The sequence below is a fragment of the Kosakonia sp. ML.JS2a genome (assembly GCF_025642095.1).
Taxonomy (GTDB): domain Bacteria; phylum Pseudomonadota; class Gammaproteobacteria; order Enterobacterales; family Enterobacteriaceae.
This window is the reverse complement of record NZ_CP106754.1, coordinates 968,686-991,498: the sequence shown is the minus strand read 5'-3', so window position 1 is coordinate 991,498 and position 22,813 is coordinate 968,686. Positions and strand designations below refer to the sequence as shown.

Sequence of the window (22,813 nt, the reverse complement as noted above, 5' to 3'; positions counted from 1 at the left end):
TGGGTGGCTTAACCTCGTTTACGTCGCCAGGCAGGCGCATTCTGCGGCTTAGGAGGCGTTTCCTGAAGCAGCATGACCGCGCTTGCGAATTCTTTCATCACCCGCCGGTAGACATCGCGTTTAAACGACACTACCTGACGAACAGGATACCAATAGCTTACCCACCGCCAGCCATCAAATTCAGGCGTACTACTGGCTTGCATATTGATGTCGGTATCGTTACCGACCAATTGCAGGAGAAACCACTTTTGTTTCTGGCCGATACACACCGGCTTTGTGTCCCAACGCACCAAACGTTTCGGTAACTTGTAACGCAACCAGTTACGGGTAGAAGCAAGGATACGAACATCTTTACGACTTAAGCCCACTTCCTCGAACAGTTCCCGGTACATTGCCTGTTCCGGGGATTCTCCAGGGTTGATCCCCCCCTGGGGGAACTGCCATGAATGCTGTCCAAAGCGCCTGGCCCACATCACCTGGCCCTGTCGGTTACAGATTACGATTCCCACATTTGGGCGGTAGCCATCGTCATCAATCACCGGACTACCTCAAAATAAATCTGAATGAAGCGATTGTTTCACACTCGTGGATAACGGTAAACCACTCTATTACAGGGATACGGACGGATAACAATTGAATAACTCACAGTTATCGTCGGAGTTATAAACAGCGCCCGCCTCCGCCAACGGGTTTTATTCACCTTTTCTGTGGATAGAGTTGTGAAGAAGTGTGGAATTACCCAGGGAAAACCCGGAACAGTCTGAATAACTCATGATTGACCGATAAAAATAAAATTCATTAATTCATCGAGTTAAATGGCTTATCAACCTTTTTTTCGGGCATAGTGTGATGATCATCACTCTTCGGATCCCGTCGCTGATGAAAGATCGAACAGAGCCGTTTTTATCCACAGATTATGCCAATAAGTTAGGCACATTTTGTGCAGAAATTCGATTTTCGTCGCACGTCAAGGCTGTAAATCGAAACAGTAGTGGGGCTTTTCCCCAGTTATCCCACTTTTCTGTGGATAACAGGGTGTAAGATCCTGTTTATTGTCAGTGACCAGATTTGGAAAACCGATCGCACTGTTGCGCAACGCTCAGTTGATAAAAATAAATTACCTTATAAATCATCGCATTGCTCAGCCGACACGGAAAAAGGTAAACTGCACGGATGCGGTGCAAAACTGCCGTCTGTTTTTTAACCAAAAGGTTTTTAGCATGTCTGCGTTATCTCCACTGACAACTCCTCCGGAAACAGAAGCTCAACTGCTGGCTCAGGCGCAGCGCCTGGCAGGCTACTCACTGGGAGAACTGGCGGCAAAGGCAGGGTTACCGGTTCCCCGCGATCTCAAGCGTGATAAAGGGTGGACGGGCGTGTTGCTCGAGCTGTGGTTAGGCGCAAGCGCAGGTAGCAAACCAGAACAGGACTTTGCAGCGTTGGGCGTCGAGTTGAAAACGATCCCTGTGGACAGTCAGGGACGCCCGCTGGAAACGACGTTTGTTTGCGTCGCGCCATTGACCGGCAACAGCGGTGTGGTGTGGGAAACCAGCCACGTGCGCCATAAACTCAAGCGCGTCTTATGGATCCCCATCGAAGGATCGCGGGAAATTCCGGTGGCAGAACGCCGGGTTGGATCGCCGCTGCTCTGGAGCCCGAACGAAGAGGAAGAGCAGCAGTTACGTCTCGACTGGGAAGAGTTAATGGATCTGATCGTGTTGGGGAAAGTTACCCGCATTACCGCACGTCACGGCGAAGTGATGCAGTTACGCCCGAAGGCGGCCAACAGCAAAGCACTCACCGAAGCAATCGGCGAGCATGGCGAACGGATCCTCACCTTGCCCCGCGGTTTTTATCTGAAAAAGAACTTCACCAGCGCCCTGCTGGCTCGCCATTTTTTATTATCCGGATATTAAATTTTTGCCACAGCAACGCTCGCGCTTATAATTAGCGCTTCTTTTTTTTTGGCAGGACTTTGCTTAAATGTTATTTGCATGGATAACCGACCCCAACGCCTGGCTGGCGCTCGGAACACTGACGCTGCTGGAGATCGTTCTTGGGATCGACAATATAATTTTCCTCTCTCTGGTGGTCGCCAAACTTCCCACTGCGCAACGTAATCACGCACGTCGTCTTGGGCTTGCTGCGGCAATGATCATGCGCCTGTTACTGCTGGCGTCCATCGCCTGGGTGACCAGGCTGACACACCCATTGTTCAGCGTGTTTGATCACAGCGTTTCCGCCCGCGATTTGATTCTGTTTCTCGGCGGCTTGTTCCTGATCTGGAAGGCAAGCAAAGAGATCCACGAATCGATCGAAGGGGAAGAAGAAGGGCTGAAGACCAATGTGCACTCTTTCCTTGGCGCTATCGTGCAAATCATGCTGCTGGATATCATTTTCAGCCTTGATTCCGTGATCACTGCCGTGGGCCTGTCGGATCATCTGTTTATCATGATGGCCGCCGTGGTGATTGCCGTTGGTGTGATGATGTTTGCCGCACGACCAATTGGCGAATTTGTTGATCGCCATCCGTCGGTCAAAATGCTGGCATTGTCGTTTCTGATCCTTGTCGGCTTTACGCTGATTCTGGAAAGCGTCTCTATTCATGTGCCGAAAGGCTATATCTACTTTGCGATGTTCTTCTCCATCGCCGTTGAGACGCTCAATCTGATGCGCAACAAGAAAAACCCGCTGTAACGATCACGCTTCCTCTTCGGGGGAAGCGTTTTTCGCCGTTCCTCTTTCCTAAACATATATTTTCAGATAATCCCGCTTTTTCATCGCCAGATCGCGCGTTATTACTAGACTTGTGTATGACAGGCCGTGAGAGGGGCAGGATGATGAAAAAATGGGCAGTACTGATTTCCGCAGTGGGACTGGCTTTTGCTGTTTCCGGATGCAGCAGCGATTATGTCATGGCGACAAAAGACGGCAGGATGATCCTGACGCAAGGTAAACCGGAAATTGATGATGAAACCGGGCTGGTCAGCTATCACGATCAGCAAGGTAATAAAATGCAGATTAACCGTGATGACATATCCCAGATTATCGAACGCTAAGAAATCCCTATAAAGGTCAGTAACCTGCTGGCCTTTTTTTGAATTTCCGCTTTCCCTTTCTCTTCCCCTCTGCCATGGTTATATTCCTTTGTCAGGAGCTCTGACGTTGTTTGATTGAGGAAGCCGGCTATGCACTATCACCGTATCCCCCACAGTTCGCTTGAAATCAGCACCCTGGGGCTGGGCACAATGACGTTTGGTGAACAAAACAGCGAAGCCGACGCCCACGCACAGCTCGACTATGCCGTCAGCCAGGGCATTAACCTGATTGATGTCGCAGAGATGTACCCTGTACCGCCACGCCCGGAAACACAAGGGCTGACTGAAACCTACGTCGGCAACTGGCTGGCGAAACGCGGCAACCGCGAAAAACTGGTGATCGCCTCTAAAGTCAGCGGCCCGAGTCGCAACAATGACAGCGGCATCCGCCCCAATCAGGCGCTGGATCGCAAAAACATCCGCAGCGCGCTGGATGCGAGTTTAAAGCGTCTGCAAACCGATTATCTCGACCTGTACCAGGTGCACTGGCCGCAGCGCGCCACTAACTGCTTCGGCAAACTGGGTTATAGCTGGGTAGAGAGTGCACCAGTCGTCACGCTGCTGGAAACGCTGGAAGCGCTGACCGAGTTTCAACGTGCCGGGAAAATCCGTTATATCGGCGTCTCTAACGAGACCGCATTTGGCGTAATGCGCTATCTCCACCTGGCGGAGAAACATGAACTGCCGCGCATTGTGACCATTCAGAACCCGTATAGCCTGCTAAACCGCAGCTATGAAGTGGGGCTGGCGGAAGTGAGCCAGTATGAAGGCGTCGAGCTGCTGGCCTACTCCTGCCTGGCCTTTGGCACGTTGACCGGCAAATACCTCAACGGCGCGAAACCCGCAGGCGCGCGCAATACGCTGTTCAGCCGCTTTACGCGTTACAGTGGAGAGCAGGCGCAAAAAGCCGTTGCGGCCTATGTGGATATTGCCAAACGGCATAATCTCGATCCGGCGCAAATGGCGCTGGCTTTCGTGCGCCGTCAACCCTTCGTCGCCAGCACCCTACTGGGTGCAACGACGATGGAACAACTGAAGACCAATGTGGAGAGCCTGCACCTGGATCTCAGCGAAGAGGTGCTGGCTGAAATCGAAGCGGTGCACCAGGTGTATACCTACCCCGCTCCGTAACCTGCTACCGGCGGCGCTGCCAGATCCACAGCGCCGCAATCGCCAACGCAAACAGCGTCCCAAACCCAACGCCCACGCCGACCACCGGCGCACCGGCTTTTACCGCCAGCGAATAGAGCCCCAGCATCAGCAACATCGCCATATTTTCGCCGAGGTTTTGCACCGCGATGGCATTGCCCGCGCCCACAGACGCTTTACCGATAGCCTGCAACAATGCATTTAAAGGTACGACGAAGAAGCCGCCCAACGCGCCGATCAGCAGCAAAACGCCATACGCCGGGAGTAATGCATGTTGTAACGAAAACAGCGTCACCGCCACGCCAATCAGGATCCCGGCAGGCATACAACGGGCAACGGTTTCCAGCGTCACCAGTTTTGCCGCCAGGCCCGCTCCCGCCACAATGCCCACAGCCACCATTGCATTAAGATAGGTTGGCGTGGCGTTATCAGTAATGCCCAGCGCCACCGGCACCCACAGCACCAGTAAAAAACGCAGCGTCACGCCTGCGCCCCAGAACAGGCTGGTACCCACCAGAGAAAAACGGGTCTCGCCGTTGCGCCACAGGCTTTTGCAGGCGCTGAAAAAGCTGTGAGTCATCGGCGTAAAGCGCCAGGATTGCCCCGGTCGCGCCGCAGGAAGTTTCGGGATCATCAGGTTGGCAACCACGGCCGCACCATACACCAGGGCGCATACGCCCAGCGCCGCCAGTACATGCCAGTCGGCCAGAACGCCGCCTGCCACCGAACCCAGCAGGATCGCTGCAATGGTGGAAGACTCCATCAGGCCGTTGGCTTTCACCAGCTTATCGCCCGTCGTAATTTCGCCCAGAATGCCGTATTTCGCCGGGGAGTAGGCCGCTGCGCCAATCCCCACCAGCAGATACCCCACAAACGGGTTCACACCGATACAGATGCTCGCCGCGCCCAACAGTTTTAACCCGTTGGCCACCATCATCACCCGCCCTTTGGCATAGCTGTCGGCGACCTGACCAACAAAGGGAGCGAAAAGAATGTAAGCGCCCACAAACACCATCTGCAATACCGGCTGGCTCCAGTCAGGGTAAAACTCCGCTTTCAGCAGTGCCAGGGTGGCGAATAACAGCGCGTTATCGCCAAACGCCGAGAGAAACTGAGCGGCAATCACCGCCATCATTCCCCGGGACCACAGCGAAGTGTTAGTGCTTACTGACTCACGCATGCGTGGATTCATCCTCTTCAACCATACCTTTCAGGGTGACGAAATCGGGTTTGCCGCTACCAAGCAGCGGAAGTTGCTTCAGGAAACGAATATCGCGCGGCACGGCCAGTTCCGGGATGCCATGCGCACGCGCCTGCTGGAGCAGTTTGTCGCGCGTCAGCGCATCATCGGTGGTAAACATCACCAGCGCCTCGCCTTTGCTGGCATCGCTTTTGATTACCGTTGCATGCAGTTTGTCAGGCGAGGTCATCAGCGCCAGCTGTTCCACCGTCTCCAGCGACACCATCTCGCCAGCGATTTTGGCAAAGCGTTTCGCGCGCCCCTGAATCTGCACAAAGCCTTGATCATCAAAACGCACGATATCGCCCGTGTCATACCAGCCTGGCTCCAGCTCACCGTGGATATTCTCCGCGGCGGGCGTTTCCAGCACGCCGGGGTTTTCTACCCGCAGGTAGCCGGTCATCACATTAGGCCCTTTAAGTTGCAGCCGACCGCCCTCTTCAATGCCCGGCACCGCCAGCAAACGGGCATCCATCCCCGGCAGGATCCGCCCGACGGTGCCCGGTTTGGCGGCCATCGGCACATTGATCGACACCACCGGCGCGCACTCCGTTACGCCGTACCCTTCGAGAATGCGCAAACCGAACTTGTCCTGCCAGAGCTGACGAGTGCTGTCCTGCAACTTCTCCGCACCAGCCACCACATAGCGCAGGCGGTAAAAATCATACGGATTGGCAAAACGGGCGTAATTCCCGAGGAACGTCGAGGTGCCGAACAGCACCGTACAGTTCCGGTCATACACCAGCTCCGGCACAATGCGATAGTGCAGCGGGCTCGGGTAGAGAAACACCTGCGCGCCAGTCAACAGTGGGGTCAATAACCCAACCGTCAGGCCAAAGGAGTGGAACAGCGGCAACGCCGACATAAAGCGGTCATTGGCGGTAAAGTCGGCGATGGTCTTAATCTGCTCGACATTCGCAAGCAGGCTTTTGTGGCTATGCACCACGCCTTTAGGATGGCCTTCAGAACCGGAGGTAAAGAGGATCAGCGCCGGATCTTCCGGCTTCTGCGCAACCTGCGCTTTTAACGGCGTCAGCAAATGGCGGAAGATCCACAGCTTATCTTCCAGTTTGACGTCGCTTTTCAAATCTTCGAGGTAAACCCAGCGCACCTGGGTCAGTTGCTCCGGCAGATGCCACAGCTTGCCTTTGTCCATAAAGGTGCGCGAGGTAAAAATGGTCTTGATCTGCGCCGCGGTAATGGCGCTGCTGAGCCCTTTCACCCCGGCGGTGTAGTTCATCATCGCCGGAATACGCCCACGGGCGATCGCGCCGAAAATGACCGCCGCGCTGATCCCGGCATTCGGCAGCATCAGGCCAATTTTCTCCCCCTGAGTCGTGTATTTATCCAGAATACGCGCCACAAACAGCGTTTTGGTCAACAGCTTGCGGTAACTGTCGGGGGTGAAGTTAATATCTTCCACGCAGGGCTTCTTTTCACCATAGCGGTGCTGCGCCGAGAGCAACGCTTCAAACAGCGTTTCACGTGGGCGCACCGCCATGCGGGCTTCCATCATGATTTGATGCAGCATCTCTCCCGCCAGTTTACGGCGATCGCGGGCACGCGGAGCATCCGGCATCGGTAATTGCGTTGGCGGCAGAATATGCAGCGTAATACGCGGGAACAGGCGCTGTTTCACCAGCCCTTTCAGGCGGCTGAAATACGTAAGCTCCGCGCCATCAATGCGCAGCGGAACCACCGTCGCGCCGGACTTTGCCGCCACAAACCCTGCGCCATCGTAAATTTTCATTAGCGAACCGGAGACGGAAATACGCCCCTCCGGGAAAATCACCACCGGGCGTCCCTGCTCTACCAGTCGCACCAGATGCTTAATGGACATCGGTTTGGTGGGGTCGAGCGGCACGAAGTCAATGATTGAGTTTATCCAGCGCATATACCACTGGGTGCTGATAGAGGTGTAAACAGCGAAAACCGGGCGCACAGGCAGGAACAACGCCAGCAGGATGCCATCAATAAAAGAGACATGGTTAGGGGTGATTAATACACGCTCGCCATGCAGCGCCTCTGTTTTTCCGGTCAGTTGCACCCGGAACAACACCTGAAACAGGCTGCGGAAAAAGCCCAGTAGCATTTCAACTCCTTTTGCCAGTCAATTAAGCACAATGTCTTCAAATTGTGGCAGATTACACGAGAAGCGCAGGAGGGAAAACGCGGGCGAAAAAAAACCTGCGCGTCCGCGCAGGTTGGTGCAATAAATAAGTACGAAGAGTGTACCGAATACTTCACCAATCAATACCTCTGGGATCTTGATTGTGGCGTGGGGTACCGCGCGTTACCAGCGGGAAAAAGCAAGAGAGTGAGCCGAAGTGAAACCAGGTATGTCTATCATCGATTCCTGTAACACCCCGGAAAAAAGCAAAAAAAAAAACCTGCGCATCTGCGCAGGTTGGTGTAATTCGAGTGTGCAACCCCGAGGGTTGCCTTCACCTATCAATACCTCTGGGATCCCTACTTTGTCACGTGGGGTATAGCGCCACCAGCAGACAATCGAAACAGCCTTTCGCAAAGTGTAACTAAAGGTTTTAGCTGTATTAATCGGTAAAACTTTTATGTGTAACGTTTTCACCTGCTTGCCACGCGTCACTTCACGTTTGCACGTTCCCGTCCGGCAACATCCTTGATTAGCCCTCCCTTTTCCGTAACACTACCCGGTGTGTAAACGCTTACCTCTAAGGACGGTGCATCATGGCGACCATCAAAGATGTCGCACGGCTGGCGGGCGTCTCCGTAGCAACGGTTTCCCGCGTCATTAACGACTCGCCAAAAGCGAGCGAAGCCTCGCGTCTGGCGGTGCAAAATGCGATGGATTCCCTCAATTACCATCCCAATGCCAACGCCCGCGCGCTGGCGCAACAGTCGACAGAAACCGTCGGCCTGGTGGTGGGCGATGTGTCCGATCCCTTTTTTGGCGCGATGGTGAAAGCGGTCGAACAGGTGGCCTCCGCCACCGGCAATTTTCTGCTGATTGGCAATGGCTACCATAACGAAGAGAAAGAGCGTAAAGCGATTGAGCAGTTGATCCGCCATCGCTGTGCTGCGCTGGTGGTACACGCCAAAATCATTCCCGATGACGAGCTGGCGTCGTTGATGAAGCAGATGCCGGGCATGGTGTTAATCAACCGTATCCTGCCGGGCTTTGAGCAGCGTTGTGTGGCGCTGGACGATCGCTACGGCGCCTGGCTGGCGACCCGCCATCTGATCCAGCAGGGCCATACGCGGATTGGTTATCTCTGTTCGAACCACGCCATTTCCGATGCCGAAGATCGGTTGCAAGGTTACTACGACGCGCTGAAAGAGCACGGCCTGCCGTGCAACGACAGACTGGTAACCTTTGCTGAACCCGATGAAAGCGGCGGTGAACAGGCGATGACCGAACTGTTGGGGCGCGGCAGAAACTTTACCGCCGTAGCCTGTTATAACGATTCAATGGCGGCAGGGGCGATGGGCGTGCTGAACGATAACGGCATCGACGTGCCGCGTGAAATTTCGCTGATTGGTTTTGATGACGTGCTGGTGTCGCGCTATGTGCGCCCGCGCCTGACGACCGTGCGCTACCCGATTATCACAATGGCGACGCAGGCCGCTGAGTTAGCGCTGGCGCTGGCGTCTAATCAGCCATTACCCGATGTCACCCACCTGTTTAACCCGACGCTGGTGCGCCGCCACTCGGTGATTACACCGCAGGAAAGCTAACTCTCGTGTTAATTGCGCGCTACCCGGCCTGCAAGCCAGGTAACTATCACAACGCAATGCGGTAAAGATGAACGGTGGTGTTGGGGTAGTCGAGCGCATCGCCAATGTAGTGCCAGCCGTAACGCTCGTAAAAGTCGCGGCAGGCGGAGTAAAGATGCAACTGGCTGAAGCCCATCGCTCTGGCCTGTTGCATGACATGGCGCTGTAGCTGCCCCGCCAGTCCCTGCCCGCGCGCGCGCTCTTTCACATACAGCACCGCCAGCCACGGGAACAGATCCTGGCGGCTGATCAGGTCGCAGCGCCACAACCCCACCGTCGCCAGCAACTCATCCCCGTCGAGCAACACAAAGGTCAGCGGTAACTGCCCCGGCGTCTGGCTGTGCTGAATAATGCTGGCGAAAAAATCACGCGGCAGCGAATCACCAAACTCGCGCCACAGCCAGTCGGTGACCTGCTCCGCATGATGCGGGGCGTCGTACAACGGAACGATCGTCACAGTAATTTTCCCTGAAAAATCGGCACGGATTCAAAAAGATAGCCGTCAAAATCCGCCGCGTCCTCGTCGGACAGCTCCAACAGACTCTTTTTTACGTTTTCCAGATGTTGCCACATTGCCTGCCACGCCCCCATCACATCGCGGCGGCGCAGCGCCGCCAGCAACGTCTGGCGATCGCCTAACCATTTCAGGCGGTACGGGCGGCTGGCAATATGCACATTAAATTGCTGCCACAGCGGGCTGCTGTCCATGTGGTGCCAGATGCTTTCCACCGTCGCCAGCAGCATCTGGTTTTGCGATGCGCCCGCCAGCACCAGATGGAACATTTTGCTGTTATCCTGCGAAGTGTCATTCATGGCGATGGCGCGTTGCTCCTGCTCGAGAATGCGCCGCAGATTATCGATATCCGCTCGGGTGGCCATTTTCGCGGCGAAAGCGGCGATATTACTTTCCAGCAGCTGGCGCGCCTGCAAAATCTCAAACGGGCCAACATCGCTACTTAAAAAGCGTTCTTCCTCATTTTCATGCTCCTGCGGAATACGCATCACATACACGCCCGAGCCCTGGCGAATATCCACCGTGCCTTGCAGTTCCAGCATCAGTAAGGCTTCGCGAACAATAGTGCGGCTGACGCCATACTTTTCGGCGATATTGCGCTCCGGCGGCAAACGCGAGCCAACAGGGTAATGCCCGTTGATGATTTGCTCACGTAAATCTTCGCCAATCTCCTGGTACTGTTTTTTCTCCGGCGGGACGACGGCCTTCTCCACAATATCACCTGCGCTTTTCAGTTATTGCGTTCTATTTTACGTCATCATCAAGGGTGAGGGTCAACTGACGCTCATCGCTTAACCGGCGATACCACGACAAGGACTTTTTCGCCCGGCGGTCGCGGTTGTTTTGCAGATCAATCTCCACTAACCCGTAACGGTTCTTGAAGGCATTCATTGGCGAGACATTATCGGTGAACGCCCACAACATGTAGCCCTGGCAGTTCGCGCCATCTTCCCGCGCGCGCAGAGTTTGCCACAGATGCTCGCTGATAAACGCAATGCGATAATCATCTTCGATCATCCCTTGCGCATTGCGGAACTGCCCTTCGTTCTCCACGCCCATACCGCTTTCAGCGACAAACCACGGAATATTGCCGTACTCGTTTTTAATGCGCATCGCCATGTCATAAATAATGGAGGGCAGGATCTCCCAGCCACGGGATTTGTTCATCCGCCGCCCCGGCAATTCAAACGGCTCATAATAATATGCCGGGTGGAAAGGAGTTTCCGGATGCCAGGCGCGGGACGGCGCTTTGACCCGGTGCGGATAGTAGAGATTGATCCCCAGTTCATCGACGGTGTTATCACGGATGAGAGCCAGCTCGTCTTCGCTGTAATCCCAGGCGACCTGGTGTTTCTCCAGCAGCGCAAACAGCTCCGGCGGATAGTGACCTTTGACCATCGGATCGAGGAAGACGCGGTTATAGAACAGGTCGTAACGCTCTGCGGCCAGCACGTCGTGCGGCGCACGGGAGCGCGGATAGGTCACTTCCGGGTTGAGGATACAGCCCACCGTACCGGCGTAGCCCTTTTCGCGGAACAGCTTAACCACCTTTGCCGTTGCCAGATTTTTGTGGTGATTCCACTGCATCCAGGTTCCGGTATTTTGTTCATACGGCCAGCGCAGCGCATCAAGATAAACGCGGGTTTGCACCACGATCGGCTCATTAAAGGTAAACCAGCGCGTCACTTTATGATGAAAACGCGCGAACACCTTTTCCGCATACAGCAGATACAACTCCACCACCTTTTTCGACGCCCAGCCGCCATACGTTTCCAGCAGATAACCGGGCAGTTCGTAATGCTCAAGGCAGATCATCGGCACAATGCCATTGCGCTGCATCTCATCGAACAGTGCGTCGTAATAAGCCGCGTAGGTTTCATCCACCACACCCTGTTCGTAATCGGTAAGAAAGCGCGACCAGTTGATCGACGTGCGGTAGTGGGTCAACCCCGCCTGCTTCATCAATTGCACATCTTCGCGAAAACGCTGGTAAAAGTTGGTTGCCACCGCCGGACCATAGCCCTCATGCCAGACATGACGATCGTTTTTGTACCAGAGATCGGGCCAGGAATCCTGCCCCTCCCGTTTGTCGATCCAGCCTTCGGTTTGCCAGGCCGACGCGGCGGCGCCAAGGATAAACGACGGTGGTATGGCGATGGTTTTCGTGCTCATGGCTTCCTCAGGCGTTAGACGGCGTTTCTGCCTGCAACTGCGCCTGCTCTGCGCGGCGGGAGGCAATTTTCACAAACGGCAGGTAGATAACGACGGCAGTAATAATGCAGATCAGTTGCGTCACCACCGCGCCCATCGAACCGGCGGTAGAGAGCCAGGCGTTGATCAGCGGCGGCGTCGTCCAGGGCACCATCACCACGGCTTTGCCGGCAAACCCGGTCACGGTGGCGAAATAGCCAATCGAGCCGGTCACCAGCGGCGTGATAATAAACGGGATGGCGAGGATCGGGTTTAGCATGATCGGCATGCCGAATATCACCGGTTCGTTAATATTGAAGATCCCCGGCCCGATGGAGAGCTTCGCGATCTCTTTCATCTCTTTGCGTTTGGTGGCAATCATCACCGCAATCAGCAGACCGATGGTCAACCCGGAGCCGCCAATGCTCATATACACATCCCAGAACGGCATGGTGATGATATTCGGCACCTCTTTACCCTGCTCAAACGCGCTCATATTGACGGTGATCGCCCCCAGCAGCAGCGGTTCGCGAATCGGTTTGATCATCTGGTTGCCGTGAATACCAATAACCCAGAACAACTGCGCGACAAACATCAGCAGCAGGATCCCCGGCAGGCTCTGCACGACGCGCTCCAGCGGCTGTTGCACCACCTGGTAAACGGCATCGTACAGATACATGCCGGTCGCTTTCTGAAAGGCAAAACCGAACGTGGCAATCACCGTGGTGGTGATGATCGCCGGGATCAGCGCCGAGAAGGACGCGGAGACATTTGGCGGCACCGTGTCCGGCATTTTGATCTTCAGCCCTTCACGGTTTTCCAGCCAGCAGTAGATCTCCACCGACAAAATGGCGATAAACATGCCAAGGAACAGGCTACGGGTGTCGGAGAACTGGCGCAGCAGCACATCTTTCACCACGTGCATCTGCCCGTCCACCAGCATCTCAACGGTGGTTGGCGTAACGCAAATAAAGCAGATCACCGCCAGCAGGCCAGGAAACAGCGACTTGATGCCGTTAATACGCCCCAGCTCGATACCGATTAAAAACACCGCGCCAATGTTGAGGAAGTTCAGCGTGGCGTAGTTGATGGCGCTGGTAATGGGTTTCAGCGCCGCCAGAAACGACAGTGCCTGAAAACTGGCGAGTCCGTTTTTCGGATCCAGCACCATATTGGAGATCAGCACGGAAAACGCGCCGACGATGATCACCGGCATCAGGGTAATAAACGAAGACTTGATCGCCATGATATAGCGATAGCTGTTGAATTTTGTGGCAAAACTACCCAGAGAATCGATGAGTTTGTCTTGTAGGGCCATGTGTTAACACCTCAGTAAAGGGGTTTTTTTATCGAAACCGGGATACAGCTAAATCCCATTTGGCATACCAAAAATAGTCATGGATGGAAAAAAGTTCTGTGACCCGCCTCGCAACGCCGCTTCTGGTATTCCAAAACGAGACGATAGCCCACATTGGCATACCACCTTGCATTTATCAGGGCTTTTTAACGAGTGTGGTAAACTGCGTTTCATTACGCGAAACGAGAGCCCGTCATGGTAACAATGCTGGAAGTCTCACTGCGCGCGGGTGTGTCGAAAGCGACGGTGTCCCGCGTTCTCAACAACACAGGCCAGGTCAAAGAGAGCACCCGCAACCAGGTCTTTAAGGCGATGGAAGAGCTGGGCTACCGGCCGAATTTTCTTGCCCGTTCGCTGGCGAACCGCACCAGCAATAGCATCGGTCTGGTGGTCTCCAGCTTTGACGGCTTCTATTTTGGCCGCCTGCTGCAACAGGCCTCCCGCCAGGCGGAACGGCATGGCAAACAGTTGATCGTGACCGACGGGCACGACACACCGGAACGGGAAGAGCTGGCGGTGCAGATGCTGGCCGATCGTCGCTGCGACGCCATTATTCTCTACACCCGCTTTATGAGTGAAAACGCGATCCTGCAACTGATCGACAGCGTGCCGATGCCGCTTGTCGTCATTAACCGCGAGGTGGTACAGGCGCACGATAAATGCGTGTTCTTTGAGCAACAGGATGCGGCCTTTCAGGCGGTGGATTACCTGATACGCCAGGGGCACCGCGAAATAGCCTGTATTACCGTTCCGATGCATACCCCCACCGGCAAAGCCCGGTTGATGGGCTATCGCAAGGCGCTGGAACACCATGGGATCAACTGGGATCCGGCAAAAGTAAAATACGGTGACTCCACCATGACGCGCGGCTATGAACTGTGTCGGGAAATGTTGCAGGAAGGTGTCCGGATCAGCGCCCTGTTCGCCTGTAATGACGATATGGCACTGGGGGCTTCCAAGGCTATCTGGCAGGCAGGTTTGCGCATTCCGCAGGATATTTCCCTGTTCGGCTTCGATGACGCCCCCAGCGCACGCTGGCTGGAGCCGGGGCTGTCAACGGTCTATCTGCCTATCGACACCATGATCACCACGGCGATTGATCAGGCGATCAGGCTGGCCAACAAGGCGACGGTCGATGCGATCCCGCCGTTTACCGGCACGCTGGTGTTGCGCGAGTCAGTGGCGACGGGACCGTATATTGCCGCTTAGCACTGCTCCAGCGCGAGCAGTTCTTCAATGGTCTGACGACGGCGAATCAGTCGCGCCACACCGTTATCAAACAGCACTTCCGGCAGTAACGGGCGGCTGTTGTAGTTCGACGACATCGATGCGCCGTACGCGCCGGTATCATGCAACACCAGATAATCGCCCGGCGCGACCTCAGGCAGCGCACGGGTTTCCACTTTACCGCCCTCTTGCTGGGTAAAGACATCACCGGATTCGCACAGCGGCCCCGCCACCACGGTGTCAATCAGTGCGGCATTTCGCAGGTCCCGGCCATCCGCCGCCAGCGCGGTAATGTGGTGATAGCTGCCATACATTGCCGGGCGCATCAGGTCGTTAAAACCGGCGTCGATCAGCACAAAGTGGCGGCTGCCCATCGTTTTCACGCTGCGTACCTGTGAAACCAGCACACCGGACTCCGCCACCAGGAAACGCCCCGGTTCGATCTCCAGTTTCACCGCATGCCCAAGATGCCGGGCGATCTGCTCACGCGCCGCATTCCACAAACCGAAATAGTGCGCGGTATCGACCTGTGCTTCCCCGTCATGATACGGAATAGAGAGGCCGCCGCCTGCGGAAATCGCCGGCAGATCCTGGCCAAAATCCACCACCTGACGCACCATCGCACCGCATACCTGCTCCAGATGACCATAATCCACACCGGAACCGATGTGCATATGAATGCCCGCCAGTTGCAACTGGTAACGCTGCATCACCGCCAGCGCCGCAGCCAGATCGCTGTACCAGATGCCGTGTTTGCTGTTTTCACCGCCGGTATTGGTTTTCTGGCTGTGCCCGTGACCAAAACCCGGGTTAACACGCAACCAGACACGATGCCCTGGTGATACCGCACCCAGTTGTTCCAGCATATCCACCGAACCGGCGTTGACCGCAATCCCCAGTTCGCTGACACGCGCCAGCGTCGCGTCATCAATCACGTCCGCAGTGAAAACAATGTCATCCGGATGCGTTTTGGGATCGTAGCCCGCCGCCAGCGCACGCTCAATTTCGCCCAGCGATACCGAATCCACTTTGACACCCTGCTCACGCATCAACCGCAAAATATGGATGTTTGAGCAGGCCTTCTGCGCGAAGCGCACCACGTCGAAGTCGCGCAGTTTGGCGATTTGCGCGCGAATGATTTGCGCATCGTAGACCCATACCGGGCAACCGAATTCGGCAGGCAGTCTCAGCAGGTTGGCAGCGTTAAGGTCAGTCTCAGTCTGGTGCAATGGGCGTGGCATGATGGGCTCCGTCAATATTTTTTATGATTACGCCACACGGCGAAGAGAATAAAAAATATCGTTTTATCGCGAGTCTATGCAAAAATGATATGGAATCCCTTTAACAACCGGATACCACCATGCCCGCTGTTAACCTGCGCCATATCGAAATTTTTCACGCCGTGATGACCACCGGCAATCTCACCGAAGCCGCCGCACTGCTGCACACCTCGCAACCGACGGTGAGCCGCGAGCTGGCGCGGTTTGAAAAAGTGCTGGGATTAACCCTGTTTGAGCGCACGCGTGGACGCCTGCACCCGACGGTGCAAGGGCTGCGGCTATTTGAAGAGGTACAGCGTTCCTGGTACGGGCTGGACAGAATCGTCAGCGCCGCCGAAAGCTTGCGCGAATTCCGCCAGGGCGAACTGTCGGTCGCCTGCCTGCCGGTCTTTTCGCAATCCTTTTTACCGCTGCTGTTACAGCCCTTTCTCGCCCGTTACCCGGATGTCAGCCTGAATATCGTGCCGCAGGAATCGCCATTGCTGGAGGAGTGGTTGTCGGCGCAGCGCCATGATTTGGGGTTAACGGAAACACTGACCACACCTGCCGGTACGGAACGTACGCCGCTGCTAACCTGTAATGAAGTATGCGTGATGCCGCAGGATCATCCGCTGGCGCGTAAAAGCGTGCTAACGCCAGCGGATTTTCACACCGAGAACTACATCAGTTTGTCGCGCACCGACAGCTACCGACAACTGCTGGATACGCTATTCAACGAACATCAGGTGAAGCGCCGCATGGTGCTGGAGACCCACAGCGCCGCGTCGGTTTGCGCGATGGTGCGCGCCGGGGTCGGCATTTCGGTCGTGAACCCGTTAACGGCGCTGGATTACGCCGCCAGCGGCGTTGCCGTACGCCGCTTCAGTATTGATGTTCCTTTTACTGTCAGCCTGATCCGCCCTCTGCATCGCCCTGCTTCCGCGCTGGTCAACGCGTTTGCACAGCACTTGCAGGCCGCCATGCCGCGGGTCACCCAACCGCTGGCGGCGATGCTCGGGGCCGTTTAAGAGAGCATAAACTCCACGGCGTCGGCAGCATGGAGCGCCGCGGTGTCAAAGACCCTGATCGGGCAGTGTGTCTCCGGCAGCAGCAGACCGATTTCGGTACAGCCAAAAATCACCCCTTCTGCCCCTTCCGCTGCCAACTGTTTGATCAAATTCAAAAAGTAGTAACGCGACTCGTCGGTGAAGGTGCCGAGGCACAGTTGTTCGAAGATGATTTCATTGACGCGTTCGCGATCTTCCGGACCCGGTACGCGGGTTTTGATGCCGAACTGTTTTTCCAGACGCCCGCGATAGAAATCCTGCTCCATGGTGTAGCGCGTACCGAGCAGCGCGATATTGCTCAACCCGGCGTTTTCAATTGCCCGGCCAGTAGCATCGGCAATGTGCAGAAAGGGAATATGGCAGCGCTCCTCGATTTGCCCCGCCACTTTGTGCATGGTGTTGGTGCACAGCACAATCGCCTGCGCGCCCGCCTGCTCCAGACCTGCCGCCGCCTGGGAGAGAATTTCCCCGGCTTTGTGCCACTGCGCCGTGGCCTGACAGGCTTCAATCTCATGAAAATCCACGCTGTGCAGAAGTAAGCTCGCGGAGTGCAAACCACCCAGGCGGGCTTTGACACCCTCATTAATCAGGCGGTAGTAGGGAACGGTCGATTCCCAGCTCATACCGCCCAGCAATCCTATCGTTTTCATCGTTTGTCTCCGTGGGTTAGTGCACTCAGTCAACCAAAGTTGTGATCGACTTTCAACTTCTCTGGCCTCACGTTTATTTTTGCCTGCCGCTGAGATAAATTATTTTGAAACATCGTTTCATCTTATTACTCAACCACAGGACAGCCAGATGTTTATCTTTCATAAAGACACTCAGCTTGACGATCTGGGCAATGGTGTTACCCGCCGTATTCTGGCCCATGACGGCAAAATGATGGCCGTCGAGGTCATGTTTGAACAAGGCGCCATCGGCCCGATGCATAACCATCCTCATGAACAACTCACTTATGTCTTATCCGGTGAATTCGAATTTACCATCGGTGATGAGAAACATATCGTCACGGCAGGCGATACTCTTTATAAGCAACCGCACATTATGCACGGCTGCGTGTGTCTGAAAGCCGGTACGCTGCTGGATACGTTCACGCCGGTGCGCGAAGACTTTTTGAAAGCGTGATCCCGAGCACGTTATTGAGCCCCCCGGTTAACGCCCTCTCCGCTGAGGGCGTTTTCATTTTATTTCTTTGATTAATTTCTCTGAAAAACACTTCGCAGGATAATTGTTTAAATATTGAATGATTTCATTCAGCGATATTTCCACTGTTCTGGCAGATGCCGTCAGCGTTTTTTATTTCCGGCGAAACCTGTGTTTTTTCGGCAAAAATGTCATCCACCTCACCTTATTGAAACATCGTTTCGACTTTGATCACATTTCGCGAATTAATCGAATGACGGCAAATCAAAACGCAATAAAATATTTTAAAACGATGTTTTACAAATCAAGAACGCAAGTTGATAGGATTTTAAAACCCGGAAGATTACTAATGATTTCGGGCAGTTAAAGATTCACATCGCATTGATTACGCTAAATATTGTGATCAGGCGCACGCACAGAACCTGTTTTTACCCCCAAACGCCCAGGCGTCAGGGGAAAGAAGTTAATCTCCGAATCCGTATTACACCATTGTTCGCCAGGTAGGTATGTATGAATGAAAACAGACTACTGGGATTGGCCTGGATATCACCCTACGTTATTGGGTTGATAGTCTTTACGGCATTCCCGTTCATCTCATCGTTCTTTCTCAGTTTTACTGAGTATGACCTGATGAGCCCGCCGGTATTTAACGGCATCGAAAACTATCGCTACATGTTTACTGAAGACACCCTCTTCTGGAAATCAATGGGCGTAACGTTCGCATACGTATTTTTAACCATCCCGCTGAAACTTGCTTTCGCGCTGGGTATTGCCTTTGTACTGAACTTTAAATTACGCGGTATCGGCTTTTTCCGTACTGCTTACTATATTCCTTCGATTCTTGGGAGCTCAGTGGCTATCGCCGTGCTGTGGCGCGCGCTGTTTGCCATTGATGGTCTGCTGAACAGCTTTATCGGCGTGTTTGGCCTTGATCCGGTTAACTGGCTGGGCGAACCGTCGCTGGCGCTGATGTCGGTGACATTACTGCGCGTGTGGCAGTTTGGCTCGGCGATGGTTATCTTCCTTGCCGCACTGCAAAACGTACCGCAGTCTCAATACGAAGCGGCCATGATCGACGGCGCCAGCAAATGGCAGATGTTTATGAAAGTGACCGTGCCGCTGATCACGCCGGTTATTTTCTTCAACTTCATTATGCAGACCACCCAGGCGTTCCAGGAATTCACCGGCCCGTATGTCATTACCGGCGGCGGCCCGACCTACTACACCTATCTGTTCTCGCTCTATATCTACGACACGGCCTTCAAGTATTTCGATATGGGCTATGGCGCGGCGCTGGCCTGGGTTCTGTTCCTGGTGGTGGCGGTCTTTGCCTCTATCGCCTTTAAATCGTCGAAATACTGGGTGTTCTACTCTGCCGATAAGGGAGGCAAAAATGGCTGATATCCAACACGTCACGCCGGGCATGCAGGAAGCAGAGCGTGAAGTGGCGCGTACCCTGCGCCGCGAGAAAGTGAGCGCGTGGATCCGCTATGTGATCCTGCTGTTTGTCGGCCTGCTGATGCTCTACCCGCTGGCGTGGATGTTCTCGGCATCGTTCAAACCGAACCACGAGATCTTCACCACGCTGGGTTTGTGGCCGCAGCACGCCACCTGGGACGGGTTTATCAACGGCTGGAAAACCGGCACGGAATACACCTTCGGCCATTACATGCTGAACACCTTTAAGTATGTGATCCCGAAAGTGATCCTGACCATTATCTCCTCCACCATTGTGGCTTACGGCTTTGCCCGCTTTGAGATCCCGTGGAAGAACTTCTGGTTCGGTACGCTTATCGCCACCATGCTGCTGCCGAGCACCGTGTTGCTGATCCCGCAGTACCTGATGTTCCGTGAAATGGGCATGCTCAACAGCTATATGCCGCTGTATCTGCCAACGGCGTTCGCCACCCACGGGTTCTTCGTCTTTATGCTGATTCAGTTCCTGCGCGGTGTGCCGCGTGACATGGAAGAAGCGGCGCAGATCGACGGCTGTAACTCCTGGCAGGTGTTGTGGTACGTGGTGGTGCCGATCCTGAAACCGGCGATTATCTCGGTGGCGCTGTTCCAGTTTATGTGGTCGATGAACGACTTTATCGGTCCGCTGATTTATGTCTACAGCGTGGATAAGTACCCCATCGCACTGGCGCTGAAAATGTCCATTGACGTGACCGAAGGCGCACCGTGGAACGAAATTCTGGCAATGGCGAGTATCTCCATTCTGCCGTCCATCATTGTCTTCTTCCTGGCACAGCGCTACTTCGTACAGGGCGTGACCAGCAGCGGAATTAAAGGTTAAGAGGGAAGTATCATGGCTGAAGTTATTTTCAACAAACTGGAAAAAGTTTACTCCAACGGCTTCAAAGCGGTACATGGTATCGACCTGAAAATCGCCGACGGTGAATTTATGGTGATTGTCGGCCCGTCCGGCTGCGCCAAGTCCACGACCTTGCGTATGCTCGCCGGTCTGGAAACCATCAGCGGCGGCGAAGTGCGCATCGGTGAGAAGATCGTCAACAACCTCGCGCCAAAATCGCGCGGTATTGCGATGGTGTTCCAGAACTATGCGCTCTACCCGCATATGACCGTGCGTGAAAACCTCGCGTTTGGTCTCAAGCTCAGCAAGATGCCGAAAGACGAAATCACCAAACAAGTGGATGAAGCGGCAAAAATCCTTGAGCTGGAAGAACTGATGGACAGGCTGCCGCGCCAGCTTTCCGGTGGTCAGGCACAGCGTGTGGCGGTAGGCCGTGCGATTGTGAAGAAACCGGACGTGTTCCTGTTTGACGAACCGCTGTCTAACCTCGATGCCAAACTGCGCGCCTCCATGCGCATCCGTATTTCCGACCTGCACAAGCAGCTCAAGAAGTCCGGGAAACCGGCCACCACCGTCTACGTGACCCACGATCAGACGGAGGCGATGACCATGGGCGACCGCATCTGCGTGATGAAACTCGGTCACATCATGCAGGTGGATACCCCGGACAATCTCTATCACTTCCCGAAAAACATGTTCGTGGCGGGCTTTATCGGCGCGCCGGAAATGAACATCAAACCGGCGAAAATTGTGAAAAAAGACGACCAGTTACATATCACGGTCGGCCACGACACGTTGGAGCTGAATACCCGCCAGCAGGAAAAAGTCGCGGATTATGAAGGCAAAGAGGTGTTCTTTGGCGTGCGTCCGGAGTTTGTCTCCGTCGCCGATCAGCCTTTTGCCGACGACTGCGGTTCCGGCGACCTGGTGCGCGTAGAAAACATGGGACACGAGTTCTTTGTTTATCTGAAAGTCGGCGACTACGAGCTGACCGCCCGAATTCCGTCTGATGAAGCTAAGCCTCTGATTGAGAAGGGACTTCACCGGAAGGTGTACTTTAAGTTTGATATGAATAAGTGTCATGTTTTTGACGCAAAAACGGAACAGAACATCTCTCTGTAAATTAAAACTGGAGTATAAAAATGAAAAAAGTGCTAACAGGCGCCGTTATCTCCGCAACTCTGGGCATGTGCGCTGTACCCGCTATTGCCGCTGATAATGTAGACCTGCGTATGTCCTGGTGGGGGGGCAACGGTCGTCATCAGGTGACATTGAAAGCGTTGGAAGAATTTCATCAACAGCATCCGAATATTACGGTTAAGTCTGAGTACACCGGCTGGGACGGTCACCTTTCCCGTCTGACCACGCAAATCGCGGGTGGCACCGAGCCGGACGTGATGCAGACCAACTGGAACTGGCTGCCGATCTTCTCAAAATCCGGTGACGGTTTTTACGACCTGAACCAGGTGAAAGACATTATCGATTTGAGCCAGTTCGACGCCAAAGAGCTGAAATCCACCACCGTGGACGGCAAACTGAACGGTATTCCGATCTCCGTCACCGCGCGCGTGTTCTACTTTAACGATGAGCAGTGGAAAAAAGCGGGCGTCGCCTTCCCGAAAACCTGGGATGAGCTGTTAGCGGCGGGCAAAACGTTTGAAAGCAAACTGGGCAAGCAGTACTACCCGGTGGTGCTGGAGCACCAGGATACGCTGGCGCTGCTGAACTCGTACATGGTGCAGAAATACAATATTCCTGCCGTTGACGAGAAAGCGAAGAAATTCAGCTACACCAATGAGCAGTGGGTGGAATTCTTCCAGATGTATAAAAAACTGGTCGACAGCCACGTGATGCCGGACGCGAAGTACTATGCATCGTTCGGTAAGAGCAACATGTATGAAATGAAGCCGTGGATCGAAGGTGAATGGGCCGGTACCTACATGTGGAACTCCACCATCACCAAATACTCCGACAACCTGAAGCCGCCAGCCAAACTGGTGCTGGGTGAATACCCGATGCTGCCAGGCGCAACGGATGCAGGTCTGTTCTTCAAACCGGCGCAAATGCTGTCGATTGGTAAATCCACCAAACACCCGAAAGAAGCCGCGCAGGTGATTAACTTCCTGCTGAACAGCAAAGAAGGCGCGGAAACCCTCGGTCTGGAGCGTGGTGTACCGTTGAGCAAAGCTGCAGTTCAGACGCTGACCGCCAATGGCACAATCAAAGCGGAAGATCCGGCTGTTGCAGGCCTGCGTCTGGCGCAGTCGCTGCCAGCCAAACTCACTGTGTCGCCGTATTTTGACGATCCGCAGATTGTTGCCCAGTTTGGCACGGCGATTCAGTACATCGACTATGGTCAGAAAACGGTGGAAGAAACCGCCGCAGACTTCCAACGTCAGGCTGAGCGCATTCTGAAACGCGCCATGCGCTAAGGTTTTACCGTCACACCCTACCCTGCCGGATCCGGCAGGGTATTTTTTTATCTATGGAGAGAGGATCAGG

21 protein-coding genes are annotated in these 22,813 nt (G+C 54.5%); 12 read left to right on the top strand and 9 right to left on the bottom strand.

The window, feature by feature from the left end; translation table 11 throughout:
* Positions 1-8: 8 nt before the first annotated feature.
* Positions 9-539: an RNA pyrophosphohydrolase gene (gene rppH, locus N7922_RS04705; protein WP_263099471.1), complete on the bottom strand. Its 531-nt coding sequence runs from the start codon at positions 537-539 to the stop codon at positions 9-11.
* A 681-nt stretch (positions 540-1,220) separates the two neighbouring features.
* Between rppH and mutH the strand changes: the two genes are divergently transcribed.
* From mutH to N7922_RS04685, 4 genes are all read left to right on the top strand, one after another.
* Complete coding sequence (gene mutH / locus N7922_RS04700) at positions 1,221-1,916, top strand: DNA mismatch repair endonuclease MutH (RefSeq protein WP_263099470.1); 696 nt, start codon at positions 1,221-1,223, stop codon at positions 1,914-1,916.
* 67 nt (positions 1,917-1,983) lie between these two features.
* Complete coding sequence (locus N7922_RS04695; RefSeq protein WP_263099469.1) at positions 1,984-2,697, top strand: TerC family protein; 714 nt, start codon at positions 1,984-1,986, stop codon at positions 2,695-2,697.
* 143 nt (positions 2,698-2,840) lie between these two features.
* Positions 2,841-3,059, top strand: coding sequence for a YgdI/YgdR family lipoprotein (locus N7922_RS04690; protein ID WP_134318733.1), 219 nt, complete (start codon positions 2,841-2,843; stop codon positions 3,057-3,059).
* A gap of 129 nt (positions 3,060-3,188) precedes the next feature.
* Positions 3,189-4,229: an NADP(H)-dependent aldo-keto reductase gene (locus N7922_RS04685; RefSeq protein ID WP_263099468.1), complete on the top strand. Its 1,041-nt coding sequence runs from the start codon at positions 3,189-3,191 to the stop codon at positions 4,227-4,229.
* 4 nt (positions 4,230-4,233) lie between these two features.
* Here the strand turns inward: N7922_RS04685 and lplT are convergent, their stop codons facing one another.
* Together lplT and aas are read right to left on the bottom strand one after the other, a co-directional pair.
* The gene (gene lplT / locus N7922_RS04680; RefSeq protein WP_263099467.1) at positions 4,234-5,427 is read right to left on the bottom strand and encodes a lysophospholipid transporter LplT; all 1,194 of its coding nucleotides are present in this window, start codon (positions 5,425-5,427) and stop codon (positions 4,234-4,236) included.
* Positions 5,420-7,579, bottom strand: a complete 2,160-nt coding sequence (aas, locus tag N7922_RS04675) for a bifunctional acyl-ACP--phospholipid O-acyltransferase/long-chain-fatty-acid--ACP ligase (protein ID WP_263099466.1) — start codon at positions 7,577-7,579, stop codon at positions 5,420-5,422. Before aas ends, lplT begins: the two co-directional genes overlap by 8 nt.
* 614 nt (positions 7,580-8,193) lie before the next feature.
* Here aas and galR point away from each other — a divergent pair.
* The gene (galR, locus tag N7922_RS04670) at positions 8,194-9,201 is read left to right on the top strand and encodes an HTH-type transcriptional regulator GalR (RefSeq protein WP_263099465.1); all 1,008 of its coding nucleotides are present in this window, start codon (positions 8,194-8,196) and stop codon (positions 9,199-9,201) included.
* Positions 9,202-9,247: 46 nt separating this feature from the next.
* Here the strand turns inward: galR and N7922_RS04665 are convergent, their stop codons facing one another.
* The 4 genes from N7922_RS04665 to N7922_RS04650 are packed head-to-tail and all read right to left on the bottom strand — an operon-like array spanning position 9,248 to position 13,262.
* Positions 9,248-9,697, bottom strand: coding sequence for a GNAT family N-acetyltransferase (locus N7922_RS04665; protein WP_263099464.1), 450 nt, complete (start codon positions 9,695-9,697; stop codon positions 9,248-9,250).
* On the bottom strand, positions 9,694-10,467 hold the full coding sequence (locus N7922_RS04660; RefSeq protein WP_263099463.1) for a GntR family transcriptional regulator: 774 nt from the start codon (positions 10,465-10,467) through the stop codon (positions 9,694-9,696). The genes N7922_RS04665 and N7922_RS04660 overlap by 4 nt, the downstream gene beginning before the upstream one ends.
* A 31-nt stretch (positions 10,468-10,498) precedes the next feature.
* Positions 10,499-11,926 (bottom strand): glycoside hydrolase family 1 protein, encoded by a 1,428-nt coding sequence (locus N7922_RS04655; RefSeq protein WP_263099462.1) that lies wholly within the window; start codon positions 11,924-11,926, stop codon positions 10,499-10,501.
* Between the two features lie 7 nt (positions 11,927-11,933).
* Entirely contained in the window at positions 11,934-13,262 is a 1,329-nt protein-coding gene (locus N7922_RS04650) for a PTS sugar transporter subunit IIC (RefSeq protein WP_263099461.1), read from the bottom strand.
* A 243-nt stretch (positions 13,263-13,505) separates the two neighbouring features.
* Here N7922_RS04650 and N7922_RS04645 point away from each other — a divergent pair, with 243 nt between their 5' ends.
* A complete protein-coding gene (locus N7922_RS04645; RefSeq protein WP_263100833.1) occupies positions 13,506-14,510 on the top strand; it encodes a LacI family DNA-binding transcriptional regulator in 1,005 nt (334 codons plus the stop codon).
* Here the strand turns inward: N7922_RS04645 and lysA are convergent.
* Positions 14,507-15,769: a diaminopimelate decarboxylase gene (gene lysA / locus N7922_RS04640; protein ID WP_263099460.1), complete on the bottom strand. Its 1,263-nt coding sequence runs from the start codon at positions 15,767-15,769 to the stop codon at positions 14,507-14,509. The two genes, N7922_RS04645 and lysA, sit on opposite strands and share 4 nt — an antisense overlap.
* 119 nt (positions 15,770-15,888) lie before the next feature.
* On the opposite strand from lysA, the gene N7922_RS04635 reads away from it, so the two are divergent.
* Positions 15,889-16,815: a LysR family transcriptional regulator gene (locus N7922_RS04635; RefSeq protein WP_263099459.1), complete on the top strand. Its 927-nt coding sequence runs from the start codon at positions 15,889-15,891 to the stop codon at positions 16,813-16,815.
* Here N7922_RS04635 and N7922_RS04630 read toward each other — a convergent pair.
* The gene (locus tag N7922_RS04630; RefSeq protein WP_263099458.1) at positions 16,812-17,504 is read right to left on the bottom strand and encodes an aspartate/glutamate racemase; all 693 of its coding nucleotides are present in this window, start codon (positions 17,502-17,504) and stop codon (positions 16,812-16,814) included. The two genes, N7922_RS04635 and N7922_RS04630, sit on opposite strands and share 4 nt — an antisense overlap.
* 148 nt (positions 17,505-17,652) lie before the next feature.
* On the opposite strand from N7922_RS04630, the gene N7922_RS04625 reads away from it, so the two are divergent.
* From N7922_RS04625 to N7922_RS04605, 5 genes are all read left to right on the top strand, one after another.
* On the top strand, positions 17,653-17,979 hold the full coding sequence (locus N7922_RS04625) for a cupin domain-containing protein (protein ID WP_061493307.1): 327 nt from the start codon (positions 17,653-17,655) through the stop codon (positions 17,977-17,979).
* Between the two features lie 528 nt (positions 17,980-18,507).
* Entirely contained in the window at positions 18,508-19,398 is an 891-nt protein-coding gene (locus tag N7922_RS04620) for a carbohydrate ABC transporter permease (protein ID WP_061493306.1), read from the top strand.
* Positions 19,391-20,293 carry a carbohydrate ABC transporter permease gene (locus N7922_RS04615; protein ID WP_061493305.1) on the top strand — a complete coding sequence of 301 codons (903 nt, stop codon included), beginning with the start codon at positions 19,391-19,393 and terminating at the stop codon, positions 20,291-20,293. Before N7922_RS04620 ends, N7922_RS04615 begins: the two co-directional genes overlap by 8 nt.
* A 12-nt stretch (positions 20,294-20,305) precedes the next feature.
* On the top strand, positions 20,306-21,433 hold the full coding sequence (locus N7922_RS04610) for an ABC transporter ATP-binding protein (protein ID WP_263099457.1): 1,128 nt from the start codon (positions 20,306-20,308) through the stop codon (positions 21,431-21,433).
* A 20-nt stretch (positions 21,434-21,453) separates the two neighbouring features.
* Positions 21,454-22,743 (top strand): ABC transporter substrate-binding protein, encoded by a 1,290-nt coding sequence (locus N7922_RS04605; RefSeq protein ID WP_263099456.1) that lies wholly within the window; start codon positions 21,454-21,456, stop codon positions 22,741-22,743.
* The last annotated feature ends 70 nt before the right edge of the window (positions 22,744-22,813 follow it).

Excerpts from the sequence above, each read along its gene's own strand:
- mutH (WP_263099470.1), top strand. The coding sequence starts at position 1,221 with ATGTCTGCGTTATCTCCACTGACAACTCCTCCGGAAACAGAAGCTCAA.
- N7922_RS04695 (WP_263099469.1), top strand. The coding sequence starts at position 1,984 with ATGTTATTTGCATGGATAACCGACCCCAACGCCTGGCTGGCGCTCGGA.
- N7922_RS04690 (WP_134318733.1), top strand. The coding sequence starts at position 2,841 with ATGAAAAAATGGGCAGTACTGATTTCCGCAGTGGGACTGGCTTTTGCT.
- N7922_RS04685 (WP_263099468.1), top strand. The coding sequence starts at position 3,189 with ATGCACTATCACCGTATCCCCCACAGTTCGCTTGAAATCAGCACCCTG.
- lplT (WP_263099467.1), bottom strand. The coding sequence starts at position 5,427 with ATGCGTGAGTCAGTAAGCACTAACACTTCGCTGTGGTCCCGGGGAATG.
- aas (WP_263099466.1), bottom strand. The coding sequence starts at position 7,579 with ATGCTACTGGGCTTTTTCCGCAGCCTGTTTCAGGTGTTGTTCCGGGTG.
- galR (WP_263099465.1), top strand. The coding sequence starts at position 8,194 with ATGGCGACCATCAAAGATGTCGCACGGCTGGCGGGCGTCTCCGTAGCA.
- N7922_RS04655 (WP_263099462.1), bottom strand. The coding sequence starts at position 11,926 with ATGAGCACGAAAACCATCGCCATACCACCGTCGTTTATCCTTGGCGCC.
- N7922_RS04650 (WP_263099461.1), bottom strand. The coding sequence starts at position 13,262 with ATGGCCCTACAAGACAAACTCATCGATTCTCTGGGTAGTTTTGCCACA.
- N7922_RS04645 (WP_263100833.1), top strand. The coding sequence starts at position 13,506 with ATGCTGGAAGTCTCACTGCGCGCGGGTGTGTCGAAAGCGACGGTGTCC.
- lysA (WP_263099460.1), bottom strand. The coding sequence starts at position 15,769 with ATGCCACGCCCATTGCACCAGACTGAGACTGACCTTAACGCTGCCAAC.
- N7922_RS04635 (WP_263099459.1), top strand. The coding sequence starts at position 15,889 with ATGCCCGCTGTTAACCTGCGCCATATCGAAATTTTTCACGCCGTGATG.
- N7922_RS04630 (WP_263099458.1), bottom strand. The coding sequence starts at position 17,504 with ATGAAAACGATAGGATTGCTGGGCGGTATGAGCTGGGAATCGACCGTT.
- N7922_RS04625 (WP_061493307.1), top strand. The coding sequence starts at position 17,653 with ATGTTTATCTTTCATAAAGACACTCAGCTTGACGATCTGGGCAATGGT.
- N7922_RS04620 (WP_061493306.1), top strand. The coding sequence starts at position 18,508 with ATGAATGAAAACAGACTACTGGGATTGGCCTGGATATCACCCTACGTT.
- N7922_RS04615 (WP_061493305.1), top strand. The coding sequence starts at position 19,391 with ATGGCTGATATCCAACACGTCACGCCGGGCATGCAGGAAGCAGAGCGT.
- N7922_RS04610 (WP_263099457.1), top strand. The coding sequence starts at position 20,306 with ATGGCTGAAGTTATTTTCAACAAACTGGAAAAAGTTTACTCCAACGGC.
- N7922_RS04605 (WP_263099456.1), top strand. The coding sequence starts at position 21,454 with ATGAAAAAAGTGCTAACAGGCGCCGTTATCTCCGCAACTCTGGGCATG.